This window comes from Streptomyces sirii (assembly GCF_045690365.1).
GTDB classification, from domain to species: Bacteria; Actinomycetota; Actinomycetes; order Streptomycetales; family Streptomycetaceae; genus Streptomyces; species Streptomyces sirii.
In genome coordinates, this window is the sequence record NZ_CP147982.1 from 5,456,813 (window position 1) to 5,481,469 (window position 24,657).

Sequence of the window (24,657 nt, forward strand, 5' to 3'; positions counted from 1 at the left end):
CGGGCTCAGGCCTTGGGCGGCGGTACGGAGCCCGGCGCGGCCTCCGGTACGGCCCCCGGCGCGGACTCCGGTGCGAGCCCCATCCCGTCCGGGCCCTCGCTCAACCAGGTGCGGCGCAGCGGCAGTTGCAGGGTGCGGGTGTCGGCCTCCACGTCGACGGGCCGCGGCAGTCGCACCTCGAACCGGGCGCCGGTCCCCGTAGGCCGGTCCATGATCTCCACGGTGCCGCGGTGCAGGGCGATCTGCTGGGCCACCAGGGTCAGCCCCAGCCCCGAGCCGGGGCTGCCGGTACGCCGGTGGAAGCGCTGGAAGACCTGCCGGCGCTCCTGCGGCACGATGCCCGGACCCTCGTCGTCCACGGTGAGCACGGCGACCGGCTCCGCCGGCGAGCCGCCCGGCCGCAGCACCACCTCGACCCGTGCCGCCGCGCCCGGCCGGCTCCCGTGGACCACCGCGTTGCGCAGCAGGTTCTCGACCGCCATCCGCAACCCCGGCTCCCAGGCGCTCAGCCTCAGCCCGGGGGTGAGGCGCAGCGTCAGCCGGGCGCCGGGATGGTGCCGCTCCACCTCGTCCACCGCCACGGCGACCAGCTCGGACAGGTCGACCGGTCCGAAGGCGTCGGCCTGCACCAGGTCGCCCTGGGCGAGCGCCCGGAGCGCGATCAGCGTGCTCATCAGCCGCTGTTGTCCGGCGTGCAGGTCTTCCAGGACCTCCGCGCGGTCGGCCGGGTCGAGGTCGGGGTGGTCGGCGAGGACGTCCAGGTTGGTCTGCATGCCCATCAGCGGGGTGCGCAGTTCGTGTGAGGCGGTCGCGGAGAAGGCCCGCGCGGTGGCCAGCGCCTCCTGGGTCCGCGCCGCCTGCTCGTCGTACCGGGCCAGGACGGTCTGCAGGGTGCGGGACAGGTCGTCCACCTCGGTGACCCGCGACGGGGTGTGCTCCAGGCGGGCCGTGCTGGTGCCGGGGTCCAGGCCGCCGGCGCGGTGCTGGAGCCGGCGCAGCGGCCGGGTGGCGCGTTCGGCGATGGCCCAGGAGAGCAGCCCGGTCAGCGGTGCGGTGATCAGCGCCACCACCAGGATGCGCTGCTGTACGGCGTCGATCTCGGTGGTCCCGGCCGATCCGCGGGAGAACACCCACAGCACGCCGCGCGGGCCGGACCGTGCGCCGGCGCCGCGCACCTCCACCGACAGCGCGCGCCAGGCGTGCCCGTGGGCCCGTACGGTCACCGGGTGGTCGGGTGCGGCGGCCGGCAGCCGTGCGCCGGCGTCCGGCCGGGGACCGGCCTCGGCCACCACCCGGTACGAGGGCCGCACGACCGTGGCGGCCTGCCCGCCCTTGGCCGCGTCCTGCCCGCGCGTGGTGGCGTCCGGGCCGCGCGTGGTGGCGTCCGGGCCGCCGCCCTTCCCGCCGCCGCTCCCGGGCGTCGCCGATCCGTCCGCGGTCGACCCGTCCCCGGCTGTCAGGAGCCGCACCCCGACGTCGAGGCCCGCGTCGAGCAGCCGCCGTTCCTGGTTCGCCGCCTGCCGCGGCCGGCCGCTCTCCTCGGTCCGCAGCAGCCCCCTGGCCGTCGGCAGCAGCACCGCGGCCCGCTCCCGCAGATGGGCGTCCTGCTCGGCGTGCACGTCATGGGTGACCAGGCGCAGCAGCAGCGCCCCCGAGCCCAGGACCAGCAGGGGCATGGCGATGCCCATGGCCAGGGCGATCCGGGTGGAGAGCCTCATCGCGCGGCCTCCGCTCCGGATCCGGATCCCGACGCCCGCAGTACGAAGCCGACGCCGCGGACGGTGTGCACCAGGCGCGGCCGGCCCCCGGCCTCCGTCTTGCGGCGCAGATAGCTGACGAAGGTGTCGACGGCGTCCGTACGTACGTCGAAGTCGTAGCCCCACACCCGGTCCAGAAGCTGGTCGCGGGTGAGCACCACCCCCGCGTTGCGGGCCAGGATCTCCAGCAGCTCGAACTCCCGCCGGGTGAGCCGGACCTCCACACCCCCGTACGTCACCTCGCGTGCGGCCGTGTCCAGGACCAGGTCACCGACCTGCACCGCGTCCCTGCCGACGGGCGGGCGGCGGCGCAGCAGCGCCTGCAACCGGAGCACCAGTTCCTTGAGCGCGAACGGCTTGACGAGATAGTCGTCGGCCCCGGCCTGCAGGCCGGCGACCCGGTCCTCCAGCTCGTCCAACGCGGACAGCATCAGCACCGGCACCTCGTCCCCGCCGGCCCGCAGCGTGCGGCAGACGTCGGTGCCGCTGATCCCCGGCAGGGACACGTCCAGGACCACCACGTCCGGGGGGCGCTCCGCCAGCTCCGCGAGGGCGGTCGGGCCGTCCTCGGCGAGCGCGACGGCGAAGCCGTTCAGCCGCAGGCCGCGCCCGAGGGACCGCAGGATCATCGCGTCGTCGTCGACGACCAGGACTCGGTCGAGGCGCTTGGCCGCGCACATTCCAGGCTCCGCTCTCGTCTCGTCGGGCGGCCGGCTCAGCCGCTCGATCGGGTGGTTGAACGGCTTCGTCGGGCGGCTGAACCGTTTCGTCGGGCGGCTCAGCCGCTCGCCCCGCAGTTGTTGCAGCACCATTGGCCGTCCGGCCCCTGGATCACCGGGCCACCGCATCGTGTGCAGTTCACTGTCGACGCCGTTCTGGTCCACCGCCACTGCCCCATCCACCGACGGCACGCCGTGCAAGGTAGCCGCACCAGGAAGGTAAGCGGCAATCTTGTGGGTTCTCTGTGGCGCCCCCGACGGCAAACCTCCGCCCCGGACGCGGGCGCGCGCACCACTCCGGACGGGGCTCCCGAACACCCGCGACCCGCCGTGATTACCTGGTGCGGTGACTCCACTGCGAACGGTGACGACGCTGGAAGTCGCCCACGAGGCGCGTCCGGTCCGGCGAGCGGTGCGCGTGAGCGCCCTGCCGTTCGCGGTGTCGGCCGTGCTCTACAACGGCTGGCTCCTGGAGTTCCTGTTGCCGACCGGACTGGACCCGCGCCATTCGTACGTCAGCGAGCTGTACGCCGCCGACCAGCCCTTCCGCCCGCTCTTCGCCGGCATCGAGAGCGTCTGCGCCGTACTCGTCGTCGTAGGGGCGCTGTTGGCGTACGGCTTCGCGCAGGACGGCTGGGCGCGGTGCGGCTGGCTGGCGCTCGTCGGCTTCGGGATGTCCTCCGTCGCCGATGTCCTGCTGCCGATGCGCTGCGCGCCCTCGGTGGAACCGGCCTGCGCGGCCGTACACCCCGGCCACACCCTCACCAGCGCACTGGCCCACTTCTTCGTGTTCGCCTCGATGGCGCTGCTCGGCCGGGCCGCCGTGACCGCACGGCCCCGCCTGGACGTGGTCCGCCGCTGGGGCCCGCGTGTCCTGGCGCTGGCCCTGCCGACCGCGGTGTGCACGGTCGGGCCGCTCTTCGGCCGGCCCGGTTGGCACGGTGTCTCGCAGCGGGCGCATCTGGCGTTGGTGGGGGTGTGGTTCGCCGTGCTGGCCGCGGAGCTGGCCAGGTCGTACCGGCGGCCGTCAATCGTGTGACGGTGCGTCACTCGCGGCGGGCACAGGGGGGTGGGGCCGCACCGCGGGATTGACCGAAGCGGGCGTTGCCCGGCGGGGAGCGGCGTACGCTGCTGCGACGATGACCGAGTTTGTCGAAGAAGTCCGTTCCCGTGTTGTGCGGCTGCTGAGGATGGCCAACACCACGGACGACCGGCTGCGCAAGCAGATCGTCGCCTATGCCGATGCCACGCCCGAGCCGCCGATCATGGGGTCGCTGGGGATCGGTACGACCGGCTGCCCGCTGTGCCGGCGGACCATGTGGCAGCAGCGGGACAGCGAAGGCCCGGTCTGGGTCTGCGCGTTCTGCGGCCATGTCGAGACCGTGACGGTGCACTGTCCCCACTGCGAGGTGGCGATGCGGCCACCGGCCCGGGGGTGGACGGATCACTGGTCGTGCCCCGAGTGCCCCCGCGTCGCGACGACGGGCGAGAGCGCCCAGGAGATCGAATCCCGCGAACGGGGACGCCAGCGGGCACTCGGCCTGCTCGATCACGCCTTGACCTTGCGCGAGACGGAGAGATCGAGGCTGAGGGCCGAGGGCTGAGGCCGGGCCGGCCGGGGGATGAGGCGGGCCTTGAGGGTGACGCGGGGTCCGGGGCCGGGAGCCGGGAGCCGGAGTGGTGAGTCCCGGGGTCTGGGGCGGTGAGCGCCGGGAATTGGGGCGGCCGCGGACGTGTAGGGGCCCCGGCGCTCGGGGTGGTCGCGGACGTGTAGGAGGCCCGAGGCTTGACGTGGCCTCGGCCGCGGAGGGAGCGGCCCTAGCTCTTGGCGTGGCCGTAGGGCTTGACGTGGCCGCCGGGGCAGCGAGGTCTCAAGCCCTGAGGTGGCCTTGGGGTGGAGGGGGCTCAACTTCCTGACGTGGCCTCAGGGGCGGAGGGGGCTCTCAGGTCCCCGCCCCGGCCGGGGCGTCCGCTTCCCGCTCCGCGTTCAGGTCCGTCCGCAGCTGCTTGCTGAAGCCGAAGAAGTAGGTGGCGAGGAAGCCGGTGACATAGCCGACGGCGAGGCCCAGGGCATAGATGACGATGGTGGTGCCGATGCCCTGGTTGCCCTTGACCAGGGGGAACAGCGCCCAGCCGGAGGGACCGATGGCCGTGGCGCCGACCGTGTCGCCGAGTTGGTGGAACAGGCCGATGAAGCCGCCGCCGAACGCCCCGCCGATACCCGCCGTGATGAAGGGTCGGCCCAGGGGCAGTGAGACGCCGTAGATCAGCGGCTCGCCGACGCCCAGGAAGCCCGCGGGGAGGGCGGACTTGATGGTCGTGCGGATCGAGCGGTTGCCGGGGAGGCGGAGGTAGACGGCGAGGGCGGCGCCGACCTGGCCCGCGCCGGCCATGGCGAGGATCGGCAGCAGGACCGTGTAGCCCTGCTGCTGGATGAGAGTGGTGTGCAGGGGGATCAGGGCCTGGTGGAGGCCCAGCATGACGAGGGGCAGGAAGAGGCCGCCGAGGACGAAGCCGGCGAGCGCTCCGCCGTGGGCGAGCAGCCAGTTGGCGAGGGTCCCGACGGCGGTGGAGACCTCGCCGGCCGCGTACATCAGGCCGAAGAGCGTGACCAGGCCGGTGATCAGGACCGTAAGGGTGGGGGTGACGAGGACGTCGAGCGCCTCGGGGACCACCCTGCGGCAGGCCTTCTCCACCTGGACGGCGAGCAGTGCCGCGGCCAGCGCGCCGAGTACGCCGCCCTGGCCCGGGGAGAGGTGCCGGCCGAAGGCGGTGAGGTGCGCGACGCCGGGGAGGACCGTGATGGCGGCGACGGCGCCGCCGAGGACGGGCGTACCGCCGAACTCCTTGGCGGCGTGGAAGCCGACGAAGACGGCGATTAGCGACAGGAAGCCGGAGGCGATGGCGGCGAGGGCGGGGACGATGGACGGCAGCCAGCCGAGGTTGCCCAGCAGCCCGTTGATGCCGGCGACGATGCCGCAGCCGATGAGCGCCGGGATCAGCGGGACGAAGATGTTCGCGATCCGGCGGAGGAAGAGCTTGACCGGGGTGGCGTTTCTGGCTTTCTGACGGGCCTTGATGGCGGCGCCCTGGGCGGCGAGTTGCTCGGCGGTGGTGGCGGTGGTGGCAGTGGCGGTATGTGGCTGGGGTGCCTGCTTCCTCGGCTTCGCCGTGGGTGCGTGCTGTCTGTTCGCCTTGGTGGCCTCCTTCCTATTACGGCAACGATTACGGAGAGTAGTTGGTTCCTTGCGGGGGGTGGCCCCCTCGGGTGGTTGGTGAGGCGGCGGGGTGGGGGGCGTGCGGGTCTGTCGCACCAGGTGTTCGAGTTCGGGCGTGACGCGGGCGACGGTTCCGGGGCCCAGGACGATTTGGTAGGTGTCGTCCTCGACCACGCCCAGGACGGCCGGTAGTGCCTTGAGGGCCTCGTCCTGGACTCGTGTGCGGTCCTGGATGCCGAGTCTGAGTCGGGTCATGCAGTGGGCGATGGAGGTGAGGTTCTCGGCGCCGCCGACGAGGGGGAGGATCGCGGCGGCGGTGGCGCGGTGCTTGTGTTCGGGCATGTGGGGTGCCTTGCTGTGGGGGGCACCGGCACCGGCACCGGCACCGGGCGCTGTGGGGCACCGGGTGCGTGGGGGCACACCGGATGTGTGGGGTGGCGTGGCCGGCGGCGGTGGGTGGGGCGGTTCGGGTGGTTGGCGCCCTATGGGGTCAGTGTTTGCGGGCTGCTTCGAGGGCGGCGCGGAGGTGACCGTCGGAGGCGTCGAGGAGGCGGGCGGCGGTGGGGCCGTCGACGTCGCCGAGGAGGGTGAGGACGGCGTTCTTCACCTCGCCGCCGGTGCTGCCGAGTGCCGTCTCGATCTCCGGGTCCGTGGCGCCGGTGGCGAGTGCGACGATGCGCCGCGAGCGGGCCCGCAGCTTGTCGTTGGAGGCGCGGACGTCGACCATCAGATTCCCGTAGGTCTTGCCGAGCCGGATCATGGTGATGGTCGAGAGCATGTTGAGCACGAGCTTCTGCGCGGTGCCGGCCTTCAGGCGGGTGGAGCCGGTCAGCAGCTCGGGGCCGACCACTATTTCGATGCCGTGTTCGGCGGCCGCGGCCAGCGCCGAACCGGCGTTGCAGGACAGGCCGATGGTCAGTGCACCGAGGGCGCGGGCGTGCTCGACCGCGCCGATCGCATACGGGGTGCGGCCGGAGGCCGAGATGCCGACGACGGTGTCGAGCTCGGTCAGACCGGTCTCGGTCAGGTCCTCGACCGCGAGTTTCTCGCTGTCCTCGGCGCCCTCGACGGCGGTGAGCAGCGCGGACGGGCCGCCTGCGATGAGGCCGAGGACCTCGGACGGGTCGGTGTTGAAGGTCGGGGGGCATTCGCTGGCGTCCAGCACCCCGAGGCGGCCGGCCGTGCCGGCGCCGGCGTAGATCAGGCGGCCGCCGCGGGCCATCCGGGCGGCCGTGGCGTCGATCGCGGCGGCGATCTCGGGGAGGCGTGCGGCGACGGCGGCGGGGACGGTGGCGTCCTCGTCGTTCATCGTGCGGGCGATGTCGAGGGTCGGGCGGCGGTCGATGTCGGCCAGGTCGGGGCGGAAGGCCTCGGTGGTCAGGGTGTCGAGCTGGGCCCGCAGGTCGGTGTGGTGGTCGGCGGTGGAGGTCATGGGCTGACGGCTCTTTCCAGCGGCGGCGGACGGCGGGCGGGGTCAGTGCCGGTAGTTGCGGGGGGAGTGGCGGTGGGCCAGGGCCTCGTAGGACGCGGAGAGGGCGGGCGCCGCGGTCTCGTAGGTGCGCTGGGCCACTCCTATGAACAGGCAGTCCACGACGAGCAGTTGGCTGGTCCTGGACGACATCGCGGCGGGGCGGAGTTCGCTTTCGCGGGCCGTGGAGGTGGTCAGGATGTGGTCGGCGTAGGCGGCGATCTCGCCGTCGGGGCGGCCGGTGACGGCGATGGTCGTGGCGCCGTGGTCGAAAGCGACGCGGAGGGGCTCGATGACGTCGGTGGTGCGGCCGGAGTGGGTGATGGCGACGGCGACGTCGCCGGTGCGCATCTGCACGGCGTTGGTCACGGCGAGGTGCGGGTCGGCGTGGGCGTGCGCGATCAGGCCGATGCGCAGGAGCTTTTGGGCGAGGTCCTGGCCGACGAGGTTGGAGGCGCCGATGCCGTAGACGTCGATGCGGCGGGCCGCGCAGAGCGCGGCGACGGCCGCTTCGAGCTGGGTGACGTCCAGTCCGGCCGCGGTGTCGGCCAGGCACTGCTGCTCTTCCTGCGCCAGCTTGGCGACGACGTCGACGAGGGAGTCGTCGACCGCTATGTCGGCGGTCACGGCCGGCGCGCCGCCGGCCGCCTGCTGCGCGGCGAGCGCGGCGAGCGCGAGGCGCAGGTCGCGGTAGCCCGGGTAGCCCAGCAGCCGGGAGGTCCGTACGACGGTGGCCTCGCTGGTGCCGGTGCGTTCGGCCAGGCCGGTGACGGTGAGCGCGGCGCAGCCGGCCGGGTCGCTCGCGACGGTCTCGGCGACCCGCTGCATGGAGCGGGTCATCGTCGGGGCGAGCGTGCGGACCTTGGCGGCGAGCGCCGCGGGGGCGGGTGGGGTCGGGGCCGGCCGGGTCTCGACCGGCACTTCCTTGAAAGATTCCTTCTTGAAAGTTTCCTTCACGCTGCTACTCACCCTTGAAAAGTAATTTCATCCGCCCGTCGCGTCAATACCCTCCGTGAGGGCTGTGGACGGCGGGCACGACCCGCGGCGGGGCTGTGGACGACGCCGGGCGTCGGCTCGCGGTCGGGAGACAATGGGGGGCATGGAGCTGGAACAGGCATTGCACGCCGCGCGGGCGCTGGTGCTCGCCGACCTGATGGCGGACGAGGTGGCCGACGCCGACATCGTCTCGCTCGTGGAGGACGCGGTCGTTCACCGCCGGTGGTGGGTGGAGCAATGGCCTGAAGGCGCGGAATTCGTCGCGGGACTGATAGCGCAGGACGTCCAGGACGCCCTCCTGGAGCGGTACGGCCGCTGGCCGCTGTGCCCCGTGTGCACGGAGTCGGGCGATCCCCATGCCCTCGATGTCGAACCGGAGTTGGGGCCGGACCCGCACTGGGTCTGCCCCAAGACGGCGGTCGCGGTGGCCCCGGTGGGCCGGCTGCGCGCCCAGGCGGAAGGCTGAGGTGGCTGCCCGTGCGCGGGACTGACGGCGCGATCCGACCGGAGGGCTGACGTGGCGGTCTATATCGACCGGCCCATCTGGCCGGGGCACGGTCGTATGTGGTCGCATCTGGTCAGCGACGAGTCCTTCAGCGAGCTGCACGCCTTCGCCGCGCGCCTCGGTGTGCCCCGGCGGGCGTTCGAGCGCGATCACTACGACCTGCCGGCGGAGCGCTATGACGACGCGGTGCGGGCCGGTGCGGTCCAGGTCGGCAGCAAGGAGCTGCTGCGCCGGCTGACGGCCGCGGGCCTGCGCCGGCCCAAGCACCGGCCGCCGTCGCAGCCGTAGGGCGCCGAGCCGGGCCCGCCGCCCGTACCGGTACGGCCACACCCGCACGGCCCGCACCCGTACGGCCCGCTGCGGTGCGTCGCAGCGGCGGGCGGCTGTCGCCTCCCCGCACGATGGGCCTGGCCGTGCGCCGTGCCGAGCGCACCGCACCGACAGCGGCGTACCGAGAGGGGACAGCGATGTCAGTCAGCGCACCGGGCAGAGAACCGGTCACCGAGCTCGATCCCGCCTACAGCAGCCAGGACGCCGAGGCGACCGCATGGTCCGCGGCCGTCGGCGGTATGTCCGAGGCGGAGATCTTCTGGCTCGCGACCGTCCGGCCCGACGGCCGCCCCCATGTCACCCCGCTGCTCGCCGTATGGGCGGACGACGCCCTGCACTTCACCACCGGCCCCGGCGAACGCAAGGCCAAGAACCTCGCGGCCAACCCGCACTGTGTGTTGACCACCTCCACCGCCGGCGGCAACGACCTGCATGTGGGCCTCGATGTGGTCGTCGAGGGCGAGGTGGAGCGGGTCGAGGACGAGTCGACGCTGCGCCGCCTGGCCGAGCTGTACGTGGAGAAGTACGGCAGCGACTGGCGGTTCGAGGTCCGCGACGGGGGGTTCGACCACCGGGGCGGCCGCGCGATCGTCTTCCGCGTCGAGCCCCGCAGGGCCTTCGGCTTCGGGCGGGGGGAGTCGGAGTTCAGCCAGACGCGGTGGACGTTCGAGGGCGAGGGGTGAACGAAGGGGCTCGGGAGTGGACGAAGCGGCGCTGATCCGGCCGGGCGGGGACCATGGGGGCGCCCCCGCCCGGACCGTGTCGGTGCCGTTCGCGCCCCGGCTCGGACCAGCGCGCTTCGACCCGGCCGGGTCAGCGCTGTTCGACGGTCTCCGGCAGCGGGGGAGCCGTCTTCGGCGATCCGGCGACGAGCCGGGAGCGGCTGGTCGAGCGGTGCAGGCGGTAGGCGAGGCCGGTGGTGACGACCGCCACCGCCGCCAGCGCCGCGCCGGTCCAGGCCACGGACGGGTAGCCCCAGTGCGCGCCGATGGCCAGGCCGCCGAGCCAGGGGCCGAGGGTGTTGCCGATGTTGAACGCGGCGGTGGTGGTCGCGCCGGCCAGCGTCGGCGCGGCGTTGGCCACGTTGAACATCCGGGCGTTGAGGGCCGGGGCCGTGGTGAACGCGGTCACCCCGAGCATCAGGGAGAGCGCGACGGCGGCGAACGGGCTGTGCGCGGTCAGCGCGAGGACGGCCAGTACGACGGTCGAGGCGGAGATGCCGCCGAAGAGGGTGCCGAACAGATGCGCGTCGGCTATCCGGCCGCCGATGAACGTACCGATCAGGGCGCCGACACCGAAGAGCGCGAGGACCGTGGGCACCCAGCTCTCGGCGAGGCCGGCGGTGTCGGTCAGCAGCGGCGAGAGGTAGGAGAAGAGCGCGAAGACCGCGGCGCCGTTCATGGCCGTGGCGATCAGCGCCAGCCATACCTGCTTGTCCTTGTAGATGGTCAGCTCGCGGCGCAGCTGCGGGCGGTCGTCGCCGGTGGGCACGGCCGTACGCGGCACCAGCGCCACCACGCCGACCAGGCCGATCGCGGCGAGTACGGCCACCGCCCAGAACGCGGCGCGCCAGCCGGCGTGCTGGCCCAGGAGCGCGCCGGCCGGGACGCCGGCGATGTTGGCGATGCTCAGGCCGCCGACCATCACGGCCATCGCGCGGGCCCGCGCGGTCACCGGCACCAGCGATACGGCGACGGCCGCGCCGACCGCCCAGAAGCCGGCGCAGGCCAGTGCGCTGGCGACGCGCGAGGCGAAGAGGATTCCGTAGGAGGGCGCCAGCGCGCCGGCCACCTGGCCGAGGCCGAAGACCGCCAGCAGCGCGATCAGCGTCGTACGGCGGGGCAGGCGGAGCGTGGCCGCGGCGAGCACCGGGGCGCCGACCACCATGCCGATCGCGAAGGCGGAGACCAGCAGTCCGGCCTGCGGGATGGAGACCCCCAGGTCGCGGGCGAGCGGCTGGAGGATGCCGGAGAGCATGAACTCGGACGTGCCGAGCGCGAAGACGGACAGGCCCAGGACGTAGACGGCGATGGGCAGGCGGGCGCGGTCGGATGGTGGTGCTGGCATGTCGGCTACTAACGCGGGTAGGACGGCGGGCATTCCCGGCCACGGTGTCCGGTGGGTGAGAGGTCGCTCACCCGCCGCCCAGGAGGTCCAGCTCGGTGGCCAGGTTGCGGCGTGCCAGGTGCTCGAAGCGGTCGTAGCCCTGCGGGGTGCGGAACAGGTGGGGCAGGGCGAGGAGTTGGCGCAGTACGGCGGCGCGCCCGGCGGCGAAGTCGGGGTCGGGGACGAAGGCGTACTCGGCGCGGACCGCCGCGGCGTAGGCCGCGTACGCGTCGGGTGGGCCGCCGAGCACCGCGAGATCGGCGTCGCACAGCACCTCGCCGTCGGGGTCGTCGGGTGCCGGCTCGTGGGTGGTGGTGAGCCGCACCAGGCGGGCGACCTCCGCGGTGCGGGCCGCGCCGATGCCCAGCTCGGGCAGTGCGCGTTCGGCGAGGGCGGCGCTGCGCTCCTCGTTCTCGGAGCGGTCCGGCCGGTAGACCGCGTCGTGGAACCACGCCGCCAGCTGGACGACGGGCAGGTCGTCGGCGTGTCCGGCCAGTTCGTCGATGCGTGTCAGGACCGCGGCCAGGTGCTCGACGGTGTGGTAGTGGCGCTGCGGCTCGCTCCATCGGGCAAGGAGGTTGTCCGCGTACGGGCCGGGGTCCGGGGCCGGTGCGTCGGGGGGCGCCGCGGACTTCCGGCCGTCGCGGGCGGCGGCGACGGTGGTGGCCCAGCGCCGGCGCAGCTCCTCCAGCAGGGCGGTGGTGTCGGCCGTACGGGGCACGGAGGTCATGGGAATCATTGTGCCGGAGCGCCGGGCAGGCCGTACGCTGGGATATTGGACTAGACCTGTTGTCCGATGTGGGCTTCCCCGGCGCCGGGCCCCGCCCGCCGCGCCGTCTTCGAAGGAATGGGGTCATATGAGCAAGCGCGCGCTCCTGGAGGTGATCGCCCTCGGGCCACAGGACGCGGTCGCCGCCCAGGCCGGCGGTGCCGACCGGCTGGAACTCGTCGCCGACATGGCGGCCGACGGGCTCACGCCCTCCCTGGCCACCTTCGCGGCGGTCCGGGCGGCCGTCGACATCCCGCTGCGGGTGATGCTGCGGGCCGCCGACGGGTTCGCGGCCGGTGACCTTCGCGCGCTGTGCGAGCGGGCGGCGGCGCTGCGGGCGGAGGGCGCGCGGGAGTTCGTCCTGGGGTTCCTCACGCCGGACGGCCGGGTGGACCTCGACGCGGTGGCGGCGCTGGCCGAGGTCGTCGGTGACTGCCGCTGGACCTTCCACCGGGCCATCGACCGGGCCGCCGACCGCGACGCGCTGCGCAAGGAGCTGGCGGGTACGGCCCTCGCCTCCGGGCTCGACACGTATCTGACGGCCGGTGACGCCAACGGTGTCGACGCGGGGCTGCCGGTGCTGCTGGCGGAGCGGGCGCGTACGGCGGCGGGCGAGCCCGGGTACGCGCCGCGGATCCTGGTCGGCGGCGGGCTCGGGCTCGGCCATCTGCCGGCGCTGCGCGCGGTCGGCCTGGACGCGTTCCACATCGGGGGCGCCGCCCGGCCCGCCGGCTGGTCCGCGCCGGTGGACGCGGCGGCGGTACGGCGGTGGCGGGAGGCGCTGGACCGGGTGGAGGTGCCGGGCGGCGGGCTGTAGGGCAGCGCCGGCCTTGCCGTCCTCAGGGGTCAGCGGTGGCCGGCGCCCTGGACGGCGGCGGCGGTGGTGTCGTCGGTGGCCGAGCTGCCGGCGGAGGTGTCCTTGACCGTCGCGGTCCGCGGGCCGTCAGCCCGCTTTGTTCCGTCCGCCTTGTCGGTCCCGTTCGTCCCGCCCGTCCCGTCCGCCGACCGTCGCGTCGTGACGGCCGACAGGGCCAGTACGACCAGGGTCAGCGCCGTCGAGGCGAGCGGGAACCAGCGGTTGCCGAGGACGGTGAGGGCGAGGCTGCCGGCGCCGCCCGCGGCGGCGATGCCCAGATAGAGGGCGCTGCTGTTGAGGGAGATCAGCAGCGGCGCGTTGGGCGGGTCGATGGAGGCCATGCGGTGCGGCAGCGCGACCGCGACGGCCCAGGCGGCGAGCGGGGAGACGGCGGAGTAGAGCAGCGCGCCGGTCATCGTGCCGGAGAGCCAGGGCAGGGCGAGGTAGGCCGCCGCGGCCGCACCGCTGCCGGCGAGCAGCACCGCGCGGGTGCCCAGCCGGTCGACGGCCCGGCCGCCCAGCCAGTTCCCGGCGACCGAGGCGATGCCGGCGACCAGCATGATCAGGCTGAGCCGGCCCGCGTCGCCGCCGGTGGCGGAGCCGACCGCCGCACCGAGGTAGATGTAGACCACGTTGATGGCGAGGAAGAACACCAGGGTGGTGGCCGTGGCCCCCAGGACGCGGCGGTCGCGCAGCGGGGCGAGGCGGGTGCGCAGGTCGGGGGCCGCGGTCGGGGCCGGGAGGCCGCGCAGCAGGAGGGCGAGGCCGAGGAACGCCGCGGCACCCAGGGCGACCACCAGCCACATCGTCAGCCGCCAGTCCGTACGGCCGAGGTAGGTGCCCAGCGGGACGCCGAGCGCGGTGGCCACGGTCATGCCGCCGAGGACGGTGGCCAGCGCGCGGCCGCGGCGCTCCGGCGGTACGAGGGTGGTGGCGACGGCGTTCGCGGTCGGGGTGTAGAGCGCGGCGCCGGCCGCGGCGAGCACCCGGGTGGCAAGCAGGGCCGGGTAGGTGGGCGCGAGGGCGCTGAGCGCGTTGGCGAGGGTGAAGACGGTGAGCGCGGTCAGCAGCACCCGGCGGCGCGGCCACCGGGCGGCGGCGGTCGCGAGGACCGGGGCGAGCACGGCGTAGGACAGCGCGAAGACGGTGACCATCTGGCCGGCCGCGGGGAGGGAGATGTCCAGGTCGCGGGCGACGAGGCCGAGGATGCCGGCGGTCACCATGGTGTCGGTGCCGACGGCGAAGGTGCCGAGGGCGAGCAGAAGTAGACGCAGACGCACGGGTGTCCTTCCCGGTACGGGTGGCGGGGCAGGCGGACGGGTAAGTTTGATGTGCGTCAAACAATAGAGATTGTTGGATGGATGTCAAACAAATTCGGGGGATGGATCGGGAAATAGAGTGGGCCGGGTGAGGCCGGTGAGACCGGGCGAGGTCGGGCGAGTGGCGGAAGGAGGCGCAGCGCCGTGGTGAATGACGTCGATGCGGGCGACGGCGAGGGCACGCTGCTGGAGCAGCCGGAGGCCGCCGACATCCAGCTGGTGAAGGTGCTGCACGCGCTCGGGGATCCGACGCGGCTGCATCTGCTGCGGATCTACGCGAGCGGGCAGCAGTACGACTGCTCGTCGGAGCGGCTGGGGCTCGCGCATCTGCACAAGTCGACCGTCTCGCACCACATGCGGATCATGCGCGAGGCCGGGCTGACCAGTACGCGGGTCGTGGGGCGCAACCGCTTCGTGCAGCTGCGCCGAGCCGAACTCGACGCGCGCTTCCCCGGTTTCCTGGAGGGGCTGCTGACGTCCCTTGAGGGGGAGGAGATCCAGGACGTGTCACTGCCCTAGCCGGCGCGTCCCTCCCCCCGGACCGCTCGGGGCGCGCCCGACGCTCAGCCCTGGGGTGCGGCCAACCCCGCTCACCCGTTGGTCAGTTGCTCCGGAAGCGGAGCCGCGTGGACCACCGTCAGGCCGGACACCGGCCGGGTCAGGCACACGTACAGGCGGCGCAGGCCGGTCCGCTCGTCCGGTTCGCCGTCGACGATCGCGGCCGGCTCGTCCAGGACCACGTAGTCGTACTCCAGGCCCTTGGCGAGCGTGGCGGGCACCAGCGTCAACCGGGCGGCGGCCGAGGTCTCCTGGCCCGGGGACAGGCAGGTCACACCGGCCGCCTCCAGGGCCGCACGGAGCAGCGGAATCCGCACCTCCGCGGCGATCAGGCCGATCGAACCCTCCTTGGCCAGGGCGTCCTCGCAGGCCGCGAGGGTCGCGGCGACCAGATCCGCCGACTCGACCCGGCGGATCTCGAAGTCGCCCGCCGACTCGCGGATCGAGGTGGCCTCCGTCAGATCGGGGGCGATGGCGGGCAGCAGCCGGGACGCGTAGGCGATCACCTCGCGCGGTACGCGGAAGCCCTGGGTGAGCTCCTCGACGGCCGCGCCGGGCTTGCCCAGATGGAACAGGGCCTCCTCCCAGGTGCCGGTGGCCCACGGGGTGGTCCCCTGGGCGATGTCGCCGAGGACGGTCGCCGAGCCCGTCGTGCAGCGGCGGCCGACCGCGCGGTACTGCATGGGGGAGAGGTCCTGCGCCTCGTCCAGGACGACATGCCCGAGCGAGTGGGTGCGGGTGACCAGATCCGTCGCCTCGTCGATCAGCACCGCGTCAGCGGCGGACCACCGGGCGCCCTTCACGCCGCGGGCCGGTTTGGCCCACAGGATCGTCTTCTGCTCCTCGGGCGAGAGGATCCCCTCGGCCTGCTCGGCGAGGAACTCGGCGTCACCCAGCAGCCGCAGCACCAGCTTCGCCGGATCGACCGGCGGCCAGGCCGCCTTGACCGTGGCCTTCACGGCGGCGTTGCGGGCCACCGCGTCCTGCACCCGGTCGTCCGGGGCCTCGCCGGCCTGCTCCATACGGACCAGGACGGCGTGCGCGATCCGCTGGGGAAGCGCCTCGCGGGCCGCGCCGTAACGGATCTCGCGCTCCGCCAACTCCCGCACGATCTCTTCGAGTTCATACGCCGGTACGCGCCAGCGGCGGGAGCCGCGCACGACCACGCAGGGCTCCTCGGGCAGCGTGATGTGCGAACGGACGGCCCGCCGCAGGACCTCCGCCATCCGCGCGTCGCCCTTGACCGTCGCGGCGGCCGCCTCGTCGGTGCCGCGCACCTCCACATGCCCCACCAGGTCGTCGACCGTGGCCTGCTCGACCTCCAACTCCCCCAGCGCCGGCAGGACCTGCTCGATGTAGCGCAGGAAGGAGCGGTTGGGGCCGATGACGAGGGTGCCGGAGCGGGCCAGCCGCTCGCGGTGCGCGTACAGCAGGTAGGCGACACGGTGCAGGCCGACGGCGGTCTTTCCGGTGCCCGGCGCTCCCTGGACGCAGACCGAGCCGCCGATGCCGGCGCGCACGATCTCGTCCTGCTCGGGCTGGATCGTGGCGACGATGTCCCGCATCGGGCCGACGCGCGGGCGCTCGATCTCCGACTGCAGCAGCCGGCTGGTCCGGGCCGCCTCCGCCGGGTCGGTGAGGTGCTCGTCCTCGTACGCGGTCAACTCGCCGCCCGTGTAACCGAATCGGCGGCGCAGTTCGAGGTCCATCGGGTCCTTCTTGGAGGCCCGGTAGAACGGCTGGGATACGGGGGCGCGCCAGTCGATGACCATCGGGTCGCCGTCGGCGTCGTGGACATGCCGCCGGCCGATGTAGAAGTTCTCTCCCGCGGCACCCTCGGCGAGGTCGACGCCCGGTGCGTGGAGGTAGTCCAGGCGGCCGAAGAAGAGCGGGGTGTGGGAGAGGTCCGCGAGCGCCTTGATCCGGGCGTCGATCTCCCCCTGGAGCACCTCGGCGTTGACCCAGTTCGCGGTGACGTCGGCGATGTTCAGCGCCTCGGCGTCCGCGCGCATGGCGCGCAGCGCGGCGCGGGAGGCGGCGAGGTGGTCCTTTTCGCGCTGCAGGGGGTCGTGGGGTGCGGGTCGGTGGGCGTGCGAGGGCACGGCGTTGCCTCCGGGGCGGGTCAGCGGCGTGAAGCGAAGGGCCGTCCGGTTTCCGACCGGACGGCGGCACTCCTCGGCGGGAGGCAGGCAGACGCGGGAGTGTAGTTCAGCCCCGCAGACGGCGCCAACGGAATTTCTCCCCTACGGTGGCGGCCGTACCCGTGAGGGAGAACCCCGACCCACGTCGGTCTCCCGTAGGGGGTGGGGTGGGCCTGGAGGCTGACGGAAATCCCGTGCGGGATGGGCCTATGGACCGATGTGCTGCAATCGGGTGAATCCCATCATGGAGGCATGAGCAGCGCAGCGATTCCATCAGCCGCCGTCCCTTCCCCCTCACTCCACCCGGCCAGAGGCGCGACAGCCCTCGGCCCGGGCTCCGCCGCCGGCGCGGCGGTCGTCCACGGGCATCGCCATCTCGTCGGCAACGCCCTCCGCGCGATCAAGGTCTTCGCCGGGGCGGCCTTCAGCGTCGCCGTTCTGGGGGAGTACGCGGAGGACTGAGCCCGTCCCCGCGCGCCGCGGTGCCCGCGTACCGGGGCCGCCCCGTGTGCCCTCGTGCCCAGAGCCGACTCCGTGCCGCCTCGGGGACGAAGCCGACTCCGTACCGTCCGACGTGCCGAGCCGACCCCCGGCCGCTCGTGTACGACGTCGCCTCCGCATCGACTCGTCCATGAGGCCGACTCCGGGCCGACTCCGCCCGGCCACCCAGATGACCAAAAACCGTTACAGAAGGTCGGCCTCGATCCACTAGCGTCGCCGCAGGGGCGCGCTCAGGGCGACAGAGCATGCGCTCAGGGCGACGACGAGGGGGTCAAAGGGTGTCTGCCGCCGACGGGATACGGACGTGGAGACGGACCTGGAGGCGGACCTGGGACCTGAGCACCACGAACCCCCGCCGACTGATACCCGCGGCCGTGCTGCTCGTGGCGTCGTTCGCCGGGCTGTGGGTGCTCTACCAGGTCCAGCCGATGCCGATGTCCGACATCGCCGTCTACCGCGCCGAGGGGGAGGCCGCCGCGACCGGCGGTGATCTCTACGGCTTCACGGTCACCCGGTGGGATCTCCCCGCCACCTATCCGCCCTTCGCCGCTCTGCTCTTCATCCCCACCACCTGGCTCTCCCTCGGCACCCTCAAGATCGCGGCCGTGGTCGTCAACGCGGCGCTGCTCGCCCTGCTGATCCACCTCTCCTGCAAGGCCGCCGGCCTGCGCAAGGCCGCGCTCAGCGTGCCCACCCTCCTGACCGTCACCGCACTGGGCCTCTGGCTGGAGCCCGTCTTCCAGACCTTCGTCTTCGGCCAGGTCAACCTCGCCCTGGCCGGCCTGGTGCTGTGGGACCTCTCCCGTCCGGACGGCGCGCGCCTGAAGGGCTTCGCGACCGGCCTCGCGGCGGGCATCAAGCTCACCCCCGCGATCTTCGCGGTCTACCTCCTGATCACCGGCCGGGTGAAGGCCGCCTGCACCGCCCTCACCGGCTTCCTGGTCTCGGCGCTGCTGGGCTGGCTGGTGCTGCCCGAGGCCAGCATCGAGTTCTGGACGCGGCGGATGTTCGAGACCGAGCGGGTCGGCAAGGTGTGGATCGTCGACAACCAGTCGCTCCAGGGACTGATCAGCCGCGTTCTGCACGATCCCGAACCGGGCCTGCTCTGGGCGGTGCCGGCGGTGCTGACCGCGGTGGCCGGGCTCGCGGTGGCCCGCCGCGTCCACCGGCGGCGCGGCCTCGACGCCTGGGGCGTGCTGTGCACGTCCGTCACGGCGCTGCTGGTGTCGCCGATCAGCTGGTCCCACCACTGGGTCTGGTGCGTGCCGCTGCTCATCGCGCTCGCCGCGCACACCCGGCGCAGCCGCCCGCGCCGTGCGCTGCTGGCTGCCGTCACGCTCGCCTTCACCGTCCGCACGATGTGGATCGTGCCGCACACCGGTGACCTCGACCTGCGCCTGCCCTGGTGGCACCAGCCGCTGGCGTCCCCGTACCCGCTCCTGGGCCTCGCGCTGCTGGCGACCGTGGTCTGGTGGACGCGGCGGCCGGCCGACGCCCCCGGCACCCCGGGCGCCCCCGGCGGCCGCATCCCCGTACCGAGGACCGCCGGGACCGACCGTGAACTGCCGGCCCGGCCCCGGAGGTGATCCGGCGGGGGGACGTACGGGAGGTGGCTGGGGGCGGTACCGAAGCGCGGCGCGGCGCGGCGGTACGGCGCGGTGGTACCTAGGGGGTGGGGGAACACATCCCGTAGGGGACGCGAGGGCCCCCTACGAGGCCACAACGCGGCGGGCGTGGGCGATATTTCGGGTTGTCCGGACCGTCACACGTCCTCGTCGGCCGCCAGCAGCTCGTCCGCGTCGACGATCCGGTACGCGTACCCCTGCTCGGCCAGGAAGCGCTGGCGGTGTGCCGCGAAGTCCTGGTCGATGGTGTCGCGGGCGACGACCGAGTAGAACCGCGCCTCGTGCCCGTCCGCCTTGGGGCGCAGTACCCGGCCCAGCCGCTGGGCCTCCTCCTGGCGGGAGCCGAAGGTGCCCGACACCTGGATCGCCACCGTCGCCTCGGGAAGGTCGATCGAGAAGTTCGCGACCTTCGAGACGACGAGCACCGAGATCTCGCCCTCCCGGAACGCGTCGAAGAGCTTCTCGCGCTGCGCGTTGGTGGTCTCGCCCTTGATCACGGGCGCGTCCAGATGCTCGCCCAGCTCGTCCAGCTGGTCGATGTACTGCCCGATGACCAGGGTCTGCTCGCCCTGATGCCGGCGGACCAGCGACTCGGTCACGAACTGCTTGCTGGCGGTGGTCGCACAGAAGCGGTACTTCTCCTCGGTCTCGGCGGTCGCATACGCCAGCCGCTCCGACTCGGTCAGATTGACCCGGACCTCGACGCAGTCGGCCGGGGCGATATAGCCCTGCGCCTCGATCTCCTTCCACGGCGCGTCGAACCGCTTCGGCCCGATGAGCGAGAAGACGTCCGACTCCCGGCCGTCCTCCCGGACGAGCGTCGCGGTCAGGCCCAGCCGCCGCCGCGCCTGGAGATCGGCGGTGAACTTGAAGACCGGCGCGGGCAGCAGATGCACCTCGTCGTAGACGATCAGGCCCCAGTCGCGGGAGTCGAAGAGCTCCAGATGCGGGTAGACGCCCTTCCGCTTCGTGGTCAGCACCTGGTACGTCGCGATGGTGACCGGCCGGATCTGCTTGCGCGTCCCGCTGTACTCGCCGATCTCGTCCTCGGACAGTGAGGTCCGCTTGACCAGCTCGTGCTTCCACTGCCGGGCCGAGACCGTGTTCGTCACCAGGATCAGCGTGGTGGCCTTCGCCTGCGCCATCGCACCGGCGCCCACCAGCGTCTTGCCCGCGCCGCACGGCAGGACGACCACGCCCGAGCCGCCGTGCCAGAAGCCCTCGACGGCCTGCTGCTGATATGGGCGCAGCGCCCAGCCGTCCTCGCGCAGCTCGATCGGATGCGCCTCGCCGTCGACGTAGCCGGCCAGGTCCTCGGCCGGCCAGCCGAGCTTGAGCAGCGTCTGCTTGATCTGCCCGCGCTCGGAGGGGTGGACGACGACGCTGTCCGGATCCAGCCGCGCCCCCACCAGCGGCTGCACCTTCTTCGACCGCAGGATCTCCTCCAGCACCGGGCGGTCGGTGCTGGTCAGCACCAGCCCGTGAGCCGGGTGCTTGACCAGCGTCAGCCGCCCGTAGCGCGACATCGTCTCCGCGATGTCGACGAGCAGCGCATGCGGCACCGGATACCGCGAGAACTGCACCAGTGCGTCCACGACCTGCTCGGCGTCGTGCCCGGCGGCCCGCGCGTTCCACAGCCCCAGCGGCGTCACCCGGTAGGTATGGATGTGCTCCGGCGCCCGCTCCAGCTCGGCGAAGGGCGCGATGGCTCGCCGGCAGGCGTCGGCCAGCTCATGGTCCACCTCCAGAAGCAGCGTCTTGTCGCTCTGGACGATCAGGCAGGACACACATACCTCCACGGATAGGTCGCCTGGTGACAAGTGAAACACCCCGAGCGTCTCTTGTGGCCCGGGCTCGGCCCCGGACCCGGCGCCGGAAGGGCGTTCCGGCCGGCGCGCCGGGCATGCGCGCAGCCATCCATCCTCGCCTATCGCGGGAGAGCGGGGAAGGCGCTTCCTCGCGACGGGTCAGAAGCGATCTTGTAGGGCGCGCGGCGAACTGAGAGCTACCTCACAGATCGGTGTGTGCGGGGAGGTGCCTCGCAGATCCGCCCGCTCCGGCACGGCGTGCAGGGGTGGGCGCCGGTCAGCGGCCGTACAGGGTCCATATGCCGATCGCCGAGGTCATCGCGGTGGCGATCGCTGTGACCAGTCGTGCCGGGAAGCGGTCGGCCGTTACCCGGAATCCGCCGATGCGGAGTTCGAAGTAGGGGCGAGGCGGATGAGGCATGGAGGTCCCCCGGCTCGTTGTCGGTGCGTGGGAAATGCGACCTGTGCGACGCTGTGTACACGCCGTGTCACGTCGTTCATTTTGCCCCGTGACCTGCGTCGCTGAGAACGGCGAACGCGGGGTGAGTCGGTTATGGGACGAACGGCTTGTCCTCGGTGAGCGGTCCGGCGGTCGTGCGCGCAGCCGGTCACCGCCCCGCCCGTCGACGCCCCGCCGAAGGCGGACCGTCAGCGACGGATGACGGGGCCCTGCGCGGCGAGGAGGGCGATGCCGCCGCCGAGGGCGAGGACGGCCAGCAGGGCGAGGCCGGTGCGGGGCGTGGCGCGTCGGAGGCGGGCGGGCGCGCGCTGCGGGCCGGATGCCGCCGAGGTGGCCAAGGTGCGGGCCCGGGCGAGGTCGGCGTCCGGAGCGCGCAGGGTCGTGTGGAGCAGTTCGACGGTCTTGAGGGGGGCGGTTGAGGGGTGTTGGGGGTTGAGGTAGCGGGAGAGGGTGGTCTGGTCGATGCCCAGTCGCCCGGCGAGGGACTGCTGGGTGGGCTTGGGGCGGCCGTCGCGGGCCGATAACTCCCACCAGTTCCTGAGCAGTTCGGCCAGTGCCCGCCCCGCGTCCCGGGCCGAGTTGGTTGGTCCCGTCATGCGTCCCCCGGGTCTTTTGTTCGTCTTCGGCTGTGGCGCCGTGGTGATGCGAGCGTGCACCAAGTCCCCTGCCGCCGCTGCATGGTTGAGGGGCGCGGTCGGTCGGGCCCCGTACCTTCCACTCCACCGCAAGCCCTGGCCAAGGACTGCTCCAGCCTGCGCGGATCCGGCGGCTCGGGCCTCCCACCGTCCCGTGCGGCAAGGAGACGAGCGAAAATGAATATGCCTCTGACATCACCCATTCGGGTGCGTACGGTCCTTGCCCGGGCCGCGGCCGGCGCCGCGCTCGCCACCGCGGCGGGCCGTCAGACCGCGTCGTCCGCCAGTTCCGCCACGCCCGTGATCCGGTGCAGCGGATACGTACGGACCTCGTCGGAGGTGTGGTCGTAGGCCGTCACGAAGCCGCCCTCCACCCGTACGGGGGCGATCACCCGCTGGCTGGCGGCGCCGTCGGCGTTGACGTAGCCGATCCACAGGGCCGAGCTGGTCAGCACCGCGGCCTGCATGGTGGCGAGGGTCTCCGCGGACGTCGTACGGGGGAGGGCGCCGGGGGACGGGGCCGGTGCGCGGACCGGCTTGCGTTCCGCGGTGGCGGCCAGATCGCCGGCGCGGATGGCGCGCACCGCCGCTTCGAGGAGGGTGGCGTCGGGGGACGGCGGTCCGTCGGGGACCGGGGCGGGGGCGCTGCGCGGTGCGGTGCGGTAGGAGTCGGCACGGGCGATCAGGACATCGCCGGCCGCGGACTCGGCGGCCGGTGCGTAGCCCATCGCCCGCAGCCCGTCCAGGAGTTGCTCGGGAGCGGTCTGGGCGGCGAGCACGGTCGGGGCGAGGCGGCGCAGGCGCAGCGGGGCGGCGCGGCGGTCGGCGAGGATCTCGGACAGCAGCGCGTCGTCGTCGCAGCGCACGTACGCGGCGGCCGCGCCGATCCGCAACTGGCCGTGCCTGCGGGCCACATCGTCGATGAGGTAGGCGAGCGGCTGCGGGACCGGCGTGCGGGAGTGGGCGTGCAGGAACTCCTGGAGTTCGGCGGCGGAGCGGCCGGCGTCCAGGGCGCGGCGTACCGAGCCGGGCGTGAAGCGGTAGACCGTCGCACCGCCCTTGGACTCGATGTCGGCCAGTACGCCGAGCGCCTCGGCGAGCGGGCGGCGCAGCGGCCCGGGGGCGACGGCGGTCAGGTCCGCCTGGAGCAGGACGTGGTCGAGCGGCTCGGGCAGGAGGGGGGCGAGGAGGTCCGCGGCGTGGGACGCGGCGGCGCCGGTCTCGGCGGGGGTGGGCAGGACGGCGGCGTCCTGCGGGCTGCCGCCGGCGGCGCCGATCAGGGTCCGCCCGTGGGTGGCGAGCGCGCCCCGGCCCGTCACGCCGAGCAACTCGGCCTCGGACAGGGCCCATTGGGCCAGGCGGGTGCGCAGGTCGTCTCCGGGGGCGGGCGTGGCGGGGGAGCCTTCGCCGGACGCGGCCGCCGCGTCCTGGGCCGGTGCGGCTCCCGCGCCGCGCAGCGGACGTTCCCACCGCAGCCGGGACAGCACCGCCGTCGCCGGTGCGGAGGTGCCCGCCGGCAGGTCGGCCAGGAGCCCGAGCGCGCGGCGGCGGACCTCGGGTGCCGCGGAGCGGTCCAGGTTCGGGCCGAGGGCGGCGAGCGCCCGGCCCTTGGCGTCGGCGGTGCCGACCACGCCCGGGGTGCGGGTCGCCGGCAGCCAGCCGGCCGCCAGTACCGCCCAGCGCTCGGGGTCGGGCAGCTCCAGCCACTCCTCGGCCGCCGGGGTCGCCGCGTACCGTTCGTCGGCCTCGCCGTCGGAGGCGATCAGCCCGGCCGCGTAGGCGAGTTCGAGCCAGAAGGCGGCGAGCTGCTCGGTGGTGTCCAGGGCGACGGCGGTCCGCTTGAGGTCGCGTACGCTCAGGCCCCCGGCGCGCAGGACGGGCGGTCCGCCCAGGTCCCACTCCTTGAGCAGCTCCTCGACGGTCGCCAGCGCCGTGAACGCCTGGCTCGCGGCCGCGCTGTCCACAAGCTGTGGATCGCGCTCCGTCGTCGGCGACAGCGCGGGCGGCAGCGGCTCCGGCGCGCGGTGTGCGCGTCCGCCGCGCAGATGCAGCGCCGCCTCCCTGGGCAGCACGACGTTGCGGCCGCCCGCCGGGATCAGCAGGCCCCGGTCGAGCAGCCACTGAAGATGGGGGGCCGGCCGGTCGGTGACACCGCCGTACGGCGGGCCCCACAGCAGCTTGTCGAGGACGGCGACGGACTCGGCGGGCGCGGTGTCCAGCAGCGCCGCCATACCGGCGCGGTCGCGGAAGAGCGAGGTGAGCGCGGCGACCGCGGAGACCGGGTCGTGGGTGGCGGGCAGGCCGGCCGCCGCGATGATCTCCTGCAGCCGGCCCGGCGACATCCCGGCCGTGGCCTCGGCGACGGTCGGGCCCAGGCCGGTCGGTGAGGGGTGCGCGGGGCTGGGCGTGAGCAGTTCACGTGCCGTGCGCACCAGCCGCAGCCGGTCGTCCGGCCCCCACACCAGCGCCTGCGCGCGCAGCTCGGCCACCGCCCGGGGCAGCTCGGCTGTGACCGCCTCGTCCCCGGCGTCCCCGCTCATCAGCGCGCCCAGCGTGGCGTACGGGCACGGGTCGGGCGCCACCGCCAGCGCCTCGGCGGCCTGCAGCGCGAACCGGTCGAGCCGCTCCACCGCGCGGACCACCGACGCCCGCGTCCCGGCCCGGGTCGCCAGCTGCGTGACATCGCCCGGCACCGGATTGAGCAGGTCGGGCCGCGCCCGCAGCAGCCCGATGAGCCCGCTGTCGGTGCGGGTCCGGAGCTCCTCGGCCAGGGTGCGCGGCGTGTCGGTCATTCGTCCTACGTTAGCGGGGCCGGGGAGGCGGGGGCAGTCAGCGGCGGTACGGCGCCGGGGCGCGGCGCATCCCGCCTGCGGCACGGCGCCCGTA

General features: G+C 73.6%; 22 protein-coding genes. 9 read left to right on the forward strand and 13 right to left on the reverse strand.

Annotated features, from left to right (window positions below; translation table 11 throughout):
• Window positions 1-5 precede the first annotated feature (5 nt).
• Together WAB15_RS24760 and WAB15_RS24765 are read right to left on the reverse strand one after the other, a co-directional pair.
• Window positions 6-1,718 (reverse strand): sensor histidine kinase, encoded by a 1,713-nt coding sequence (locus tag WAB15_RS24760; RefSeq protein WP_407287586.1) that lies wholly within the window; start codon window positions 1,716-1,718, stop codon window positions 6-8.
• Window positions 1,715-2,437 (reverse strand): response regulator transcription factor, encoded by a 723-nt coding sequence (locus WAB15_RS24765; protein ID WP_407289289.1) that lies wholly within the window; start codon window positions 2,435-2,437, stop codon window positions 1,715-1,717. The genes WAB15_RS24760 and WAB15_RS24765 overlap by 4 nt, the downstream gene beginning before the upstream one ends.
• Before the next feature lie 403 nt (window positions 2,438-2,840).
• On the opposite strand from WAB15_RS24765, the gene WAB15_RS24770 reads away from it, so the two are divergent.
• Together WAB15_RS24770 and WAB15_RS24775 are read left to right on the forward strand one after the other, a co-directional pair.
• Window positions 2,841-3,515: a DUF998 domain-containing protein gene (locus WAB15_RS24770; RefSeq protein ID WP_399148619.1), complete on the forward strand. Its 675-nt coding sequence runs from the start codon at window positions 2,841-2,843 to the stop codon at window positions 3,513-3,515.
• A 100-nt stretch (window positions 3,516-3,615) separates the two neighbouring features.
• The gene (locus WAB15_RS24775) at window positions 3,616-4,080 is read left to right on the forward strand and encodes a hypothetical protein (RefSeq protein ID WP_399148618.1); all 465 of its coding nucleotides are present in this window, start codon (window positions 3,616-3,618) and stop codon (window positions 4,078-4,080) included.
• Between the two features lie 339 nt (window positions 4,081-4,419).
• Here WAB15_RS24775 and WAB15_RS24780 read toward each other — a convergent pair whose 3' ends face one another.
• From WAB15_RS24780 to WAB15_RS24790, 3 genes are all read right to left on the reverse strand, one after another.
• The gene (locus WAB15_RS24780) at window positions 4,420-6,036 is read right to left on the reverse strand and encodes a PTS transporter subunit EIIC (protein ID WP_407287587.1); all 1,617 of its coding nucleotides are present in this window, start codon (window positions 6,034-6,036) and stop codon (window positions 4,420-4,422) included.
• 148 nt (window positions 6,037-6,184) lie between these two features.
• A complete protein-coding gene (gene murQ / locus WAB15_RS24785) occupies window positions 6,185-7,126 on the reverse strand; it encodes an N-acetylmuramic acid 6-phosphate etherase (RefSeq protein ID WP_407287588.1) in 942 nt (313 codons plus the stop codon).
• A gap of 42 nt (window positions 7,127-7,168) precedes the next feature.
• Window positions 7,169-8,083, reverse strand: a complete 915-nt coding sequence (locus WAB15_RS24790; RefSeq protein ID WP_399148776.1) for a MurR/RpiR family transcriptional regulator — start codon at window positions 8,081-8,083, stop codon at window positions 7,169-7,171.
• Between the two features lie 178 nt (window positions 8,084-8,261).
• Between WAB15_RS24790 and WAB15_RS24795 the strand changes: the two genes are divergently transcribed.
• The 3 genes from WAB15_RS24795 (at window position 8,262) to WAB15_RS24805 (ending at window position 9,676) form a co-directional block, all read left to right on the forward strand.
• The gene (locus tag WAB15_RS24795; RefSeq protein WP_407287589.1) at window positions 8,262-8,624 is read left to right on the forward strand and encodes a hypothetical protein; all 363 of its coding nucleotides are present in this window, start codon (window positions 8,262-8,264) and stop codon (window positions 8,622-8,624) included.
• Between the two features lie 51 nt (window positions 8,625-8,675).
• Entirely contained in the window at window positions 8,676-8,951 is a 276-nt protein-coding gene (locus tag WAB15_RS24800) for a DUF4031 domain-containing protein (RefSeq protein ID WP_407287590.1), read from the forward strand.
• Between the two features lie 179 nt (window positions 8,952-9,130).
• Window positions 9,131-9,676, forward strand: coding sequence for a pyridoxamine 5'-phosphate oxidase family protein (locus tag WAB15_RS24805; RefSeq protein WP_399148613.1), 546 nt, complete (start codon window positions 9,131-9,133; stop codon window positions 9,674-9,676).
• Between the two features lie 130 nt (window positions 9,677-9,806).
• Here WAB15_RS24805 and WAB15_RS24810 read toward each other — a convergent pair whose 3' ends face one another.
• Complete coding sequence (locus WAB15_RS24810) at window positions 9,807-11,060, reverse strand: Cmx/CmrA family chloramphenicol efflux MFS transporter (RefSeq protein WP_407287591.1); 1,254 nt, start codon at window positions 11,058-11,060, stop codon at window positions 9,807-9,809.
• A gap of 67 nt (window positions 11,061-11,127) precedes the next feature.
• Window positions 11,128-11,829: a hypothetical protein gene (locus WAB15_RS24815; protein ID WP_399148611.1), complete on the reverse strand. Its 702-nt coding sequence runs from the start codon at window positions 11,827-11,829 to the stop codon at window positions 11,128-11,130.
• 127 nt (window positions 11,830-11,956) lie between these two features.
• Between WAB15_RS24815 and WAB15_RS24820 the strand changes: the two genes are divergently transcribed.
• A complete protein-coding gene (locus WAB15_RS24820) occupies window positions 11,957-12,685 on the forward strand; it encodes a copper homeostasis protein CutC (RefSeq protein WP_407287592.1) in 729 nt (242 codons plus the stop codon).
• Window positions 12,686-12,714: 29 nt separating this feature from the next.
• Here the strand turns inward: WAB15_RS24820 and WAB15_RS24825 are convergent, their stop codons facing one another.
• Window positions 12,715-14,004, reverse strand: coding sequence for an MFS transporter (locus tag WAB15_RS24825; protein WP_407287593.1), 1,290 nt, complete (start codon window positions 14,002-14,004; stop codon window positions 12,715-12,717).
• A 183-nt stretch (window positions 14,005-14,187) separates the two neighbouring features.
• On the opposite strand from WAB15_RS24825, the gene WAB15_RS24830 reads away from it, so the two are divergent.
• A complete protein-coding gene (locus WAB15_RS24830; RefSeq protein WP_407287594.1) occupies window positions 14,188-14,562 on the forward strand; it encodes an ArsR/SmtB family transcription factor in 375 nt (124 codons plus the stop codon).
• Between the two features lie 71 nt (window positions 14,563-14,633).
• On the opposite strand, the gene WAB15_RS24835 is transcribed toward WAB15_RS24830, so the two are convergent.
• Window positions 14,634-16,703, reverse strand: a complete 2,070-nt coding sequence (locus WAB15_RS24835) for a HelD family protein (RefSeq protein ID WP_407287595.1) — start codon at window positions 16,701-16,703, stop codon at window positions 14,634-14,636.
• 291 nt (window positions 16,704-16,994) lie between these two features.
• Here WAB15_RS24835 and WAB15_RS24840 point away from each other — a divergent pair, with 291 nt between their 5' ends.
• Entirely contained in the window at window positions 16,995-17,204 is a 210-nt protein-coding gene (locus tag WAB15_RS24840) for a hypothetical protein (RefSeq protein WP_407287596.1), read from the forward strand.
• Between the two features lie 416 nt (window positions 17,205-17,620).
• Window positions 17,621-18,829 (forward strand): glycosyltransferase 87 family protein, encoded by a 1,209-nt coding sequence (locus tag WAB15_RS24845; RefSeq protein WP_407289290.1) that lies wholly within the window; start codon window positions 17,621-17,623, stop codon window positions 18,827-18,829.
• 176 nt (window positions 18,830-19,005) lie between these two features.
• On the opposite strand, the gene WAB15_RS24850 is transcribed toward WAB15_RS24845, so the two are convergent.
• The 4 genes from WAB15_RS24850 to WAB15_RS24865 form a co-directional block, all read right to left on the reverse strand.
• Entirely contained in the window at window positions 19,006-20,655 is a 1,650-nt protein-coding gene (locus WAB15_RS24850; RefSeq protein ID WP_407287597.1) for a DNA repair helicase XPB, read from the reverse strand.
• A 298-nt stretch (window positions 20,656-20,953) separates the two neighbouring features.
• Window positions 20,954-21,097, reverse strand: coding sequence for a hypothetical protein (locus tag WAB15_RS24855; protein ID WP_407287598.1), 144 nt, complete (start codon window positions 21,095-21,097; stop codon window positions 20,954-20,956).
• Window positions 21,098-21,324: 227 nt separating this feature from the next.
• The gene (locus WAB15_RS24860; RefSeq protein ID WP_407287599.1) at window positions 21,325-21,732 is read right to left on the reverse strand and encodes a hypothetical protein; all 408 of its coding nucleotides are present in this window, start codon (window positions 21,730-21,732) and stop codon (window positions 21,325-21,327) included.
• Between the two features lie 305 nt (window positions 21,733-22,037).
• Window positions 22,038-24,563 (reverse strand): helicase-associated domain-containing protein, encoded by a 2,526-nt coding sequence (locus WAB15_RS24865; protein WP_407287600.1) that lies wholly within the window; start codon window positions 24,561-24,563, stop codon window positions 22,038-22,040.
• Between the last annotated feature and the right edge of the window lie 94 nt (window positions 24,564-24,657).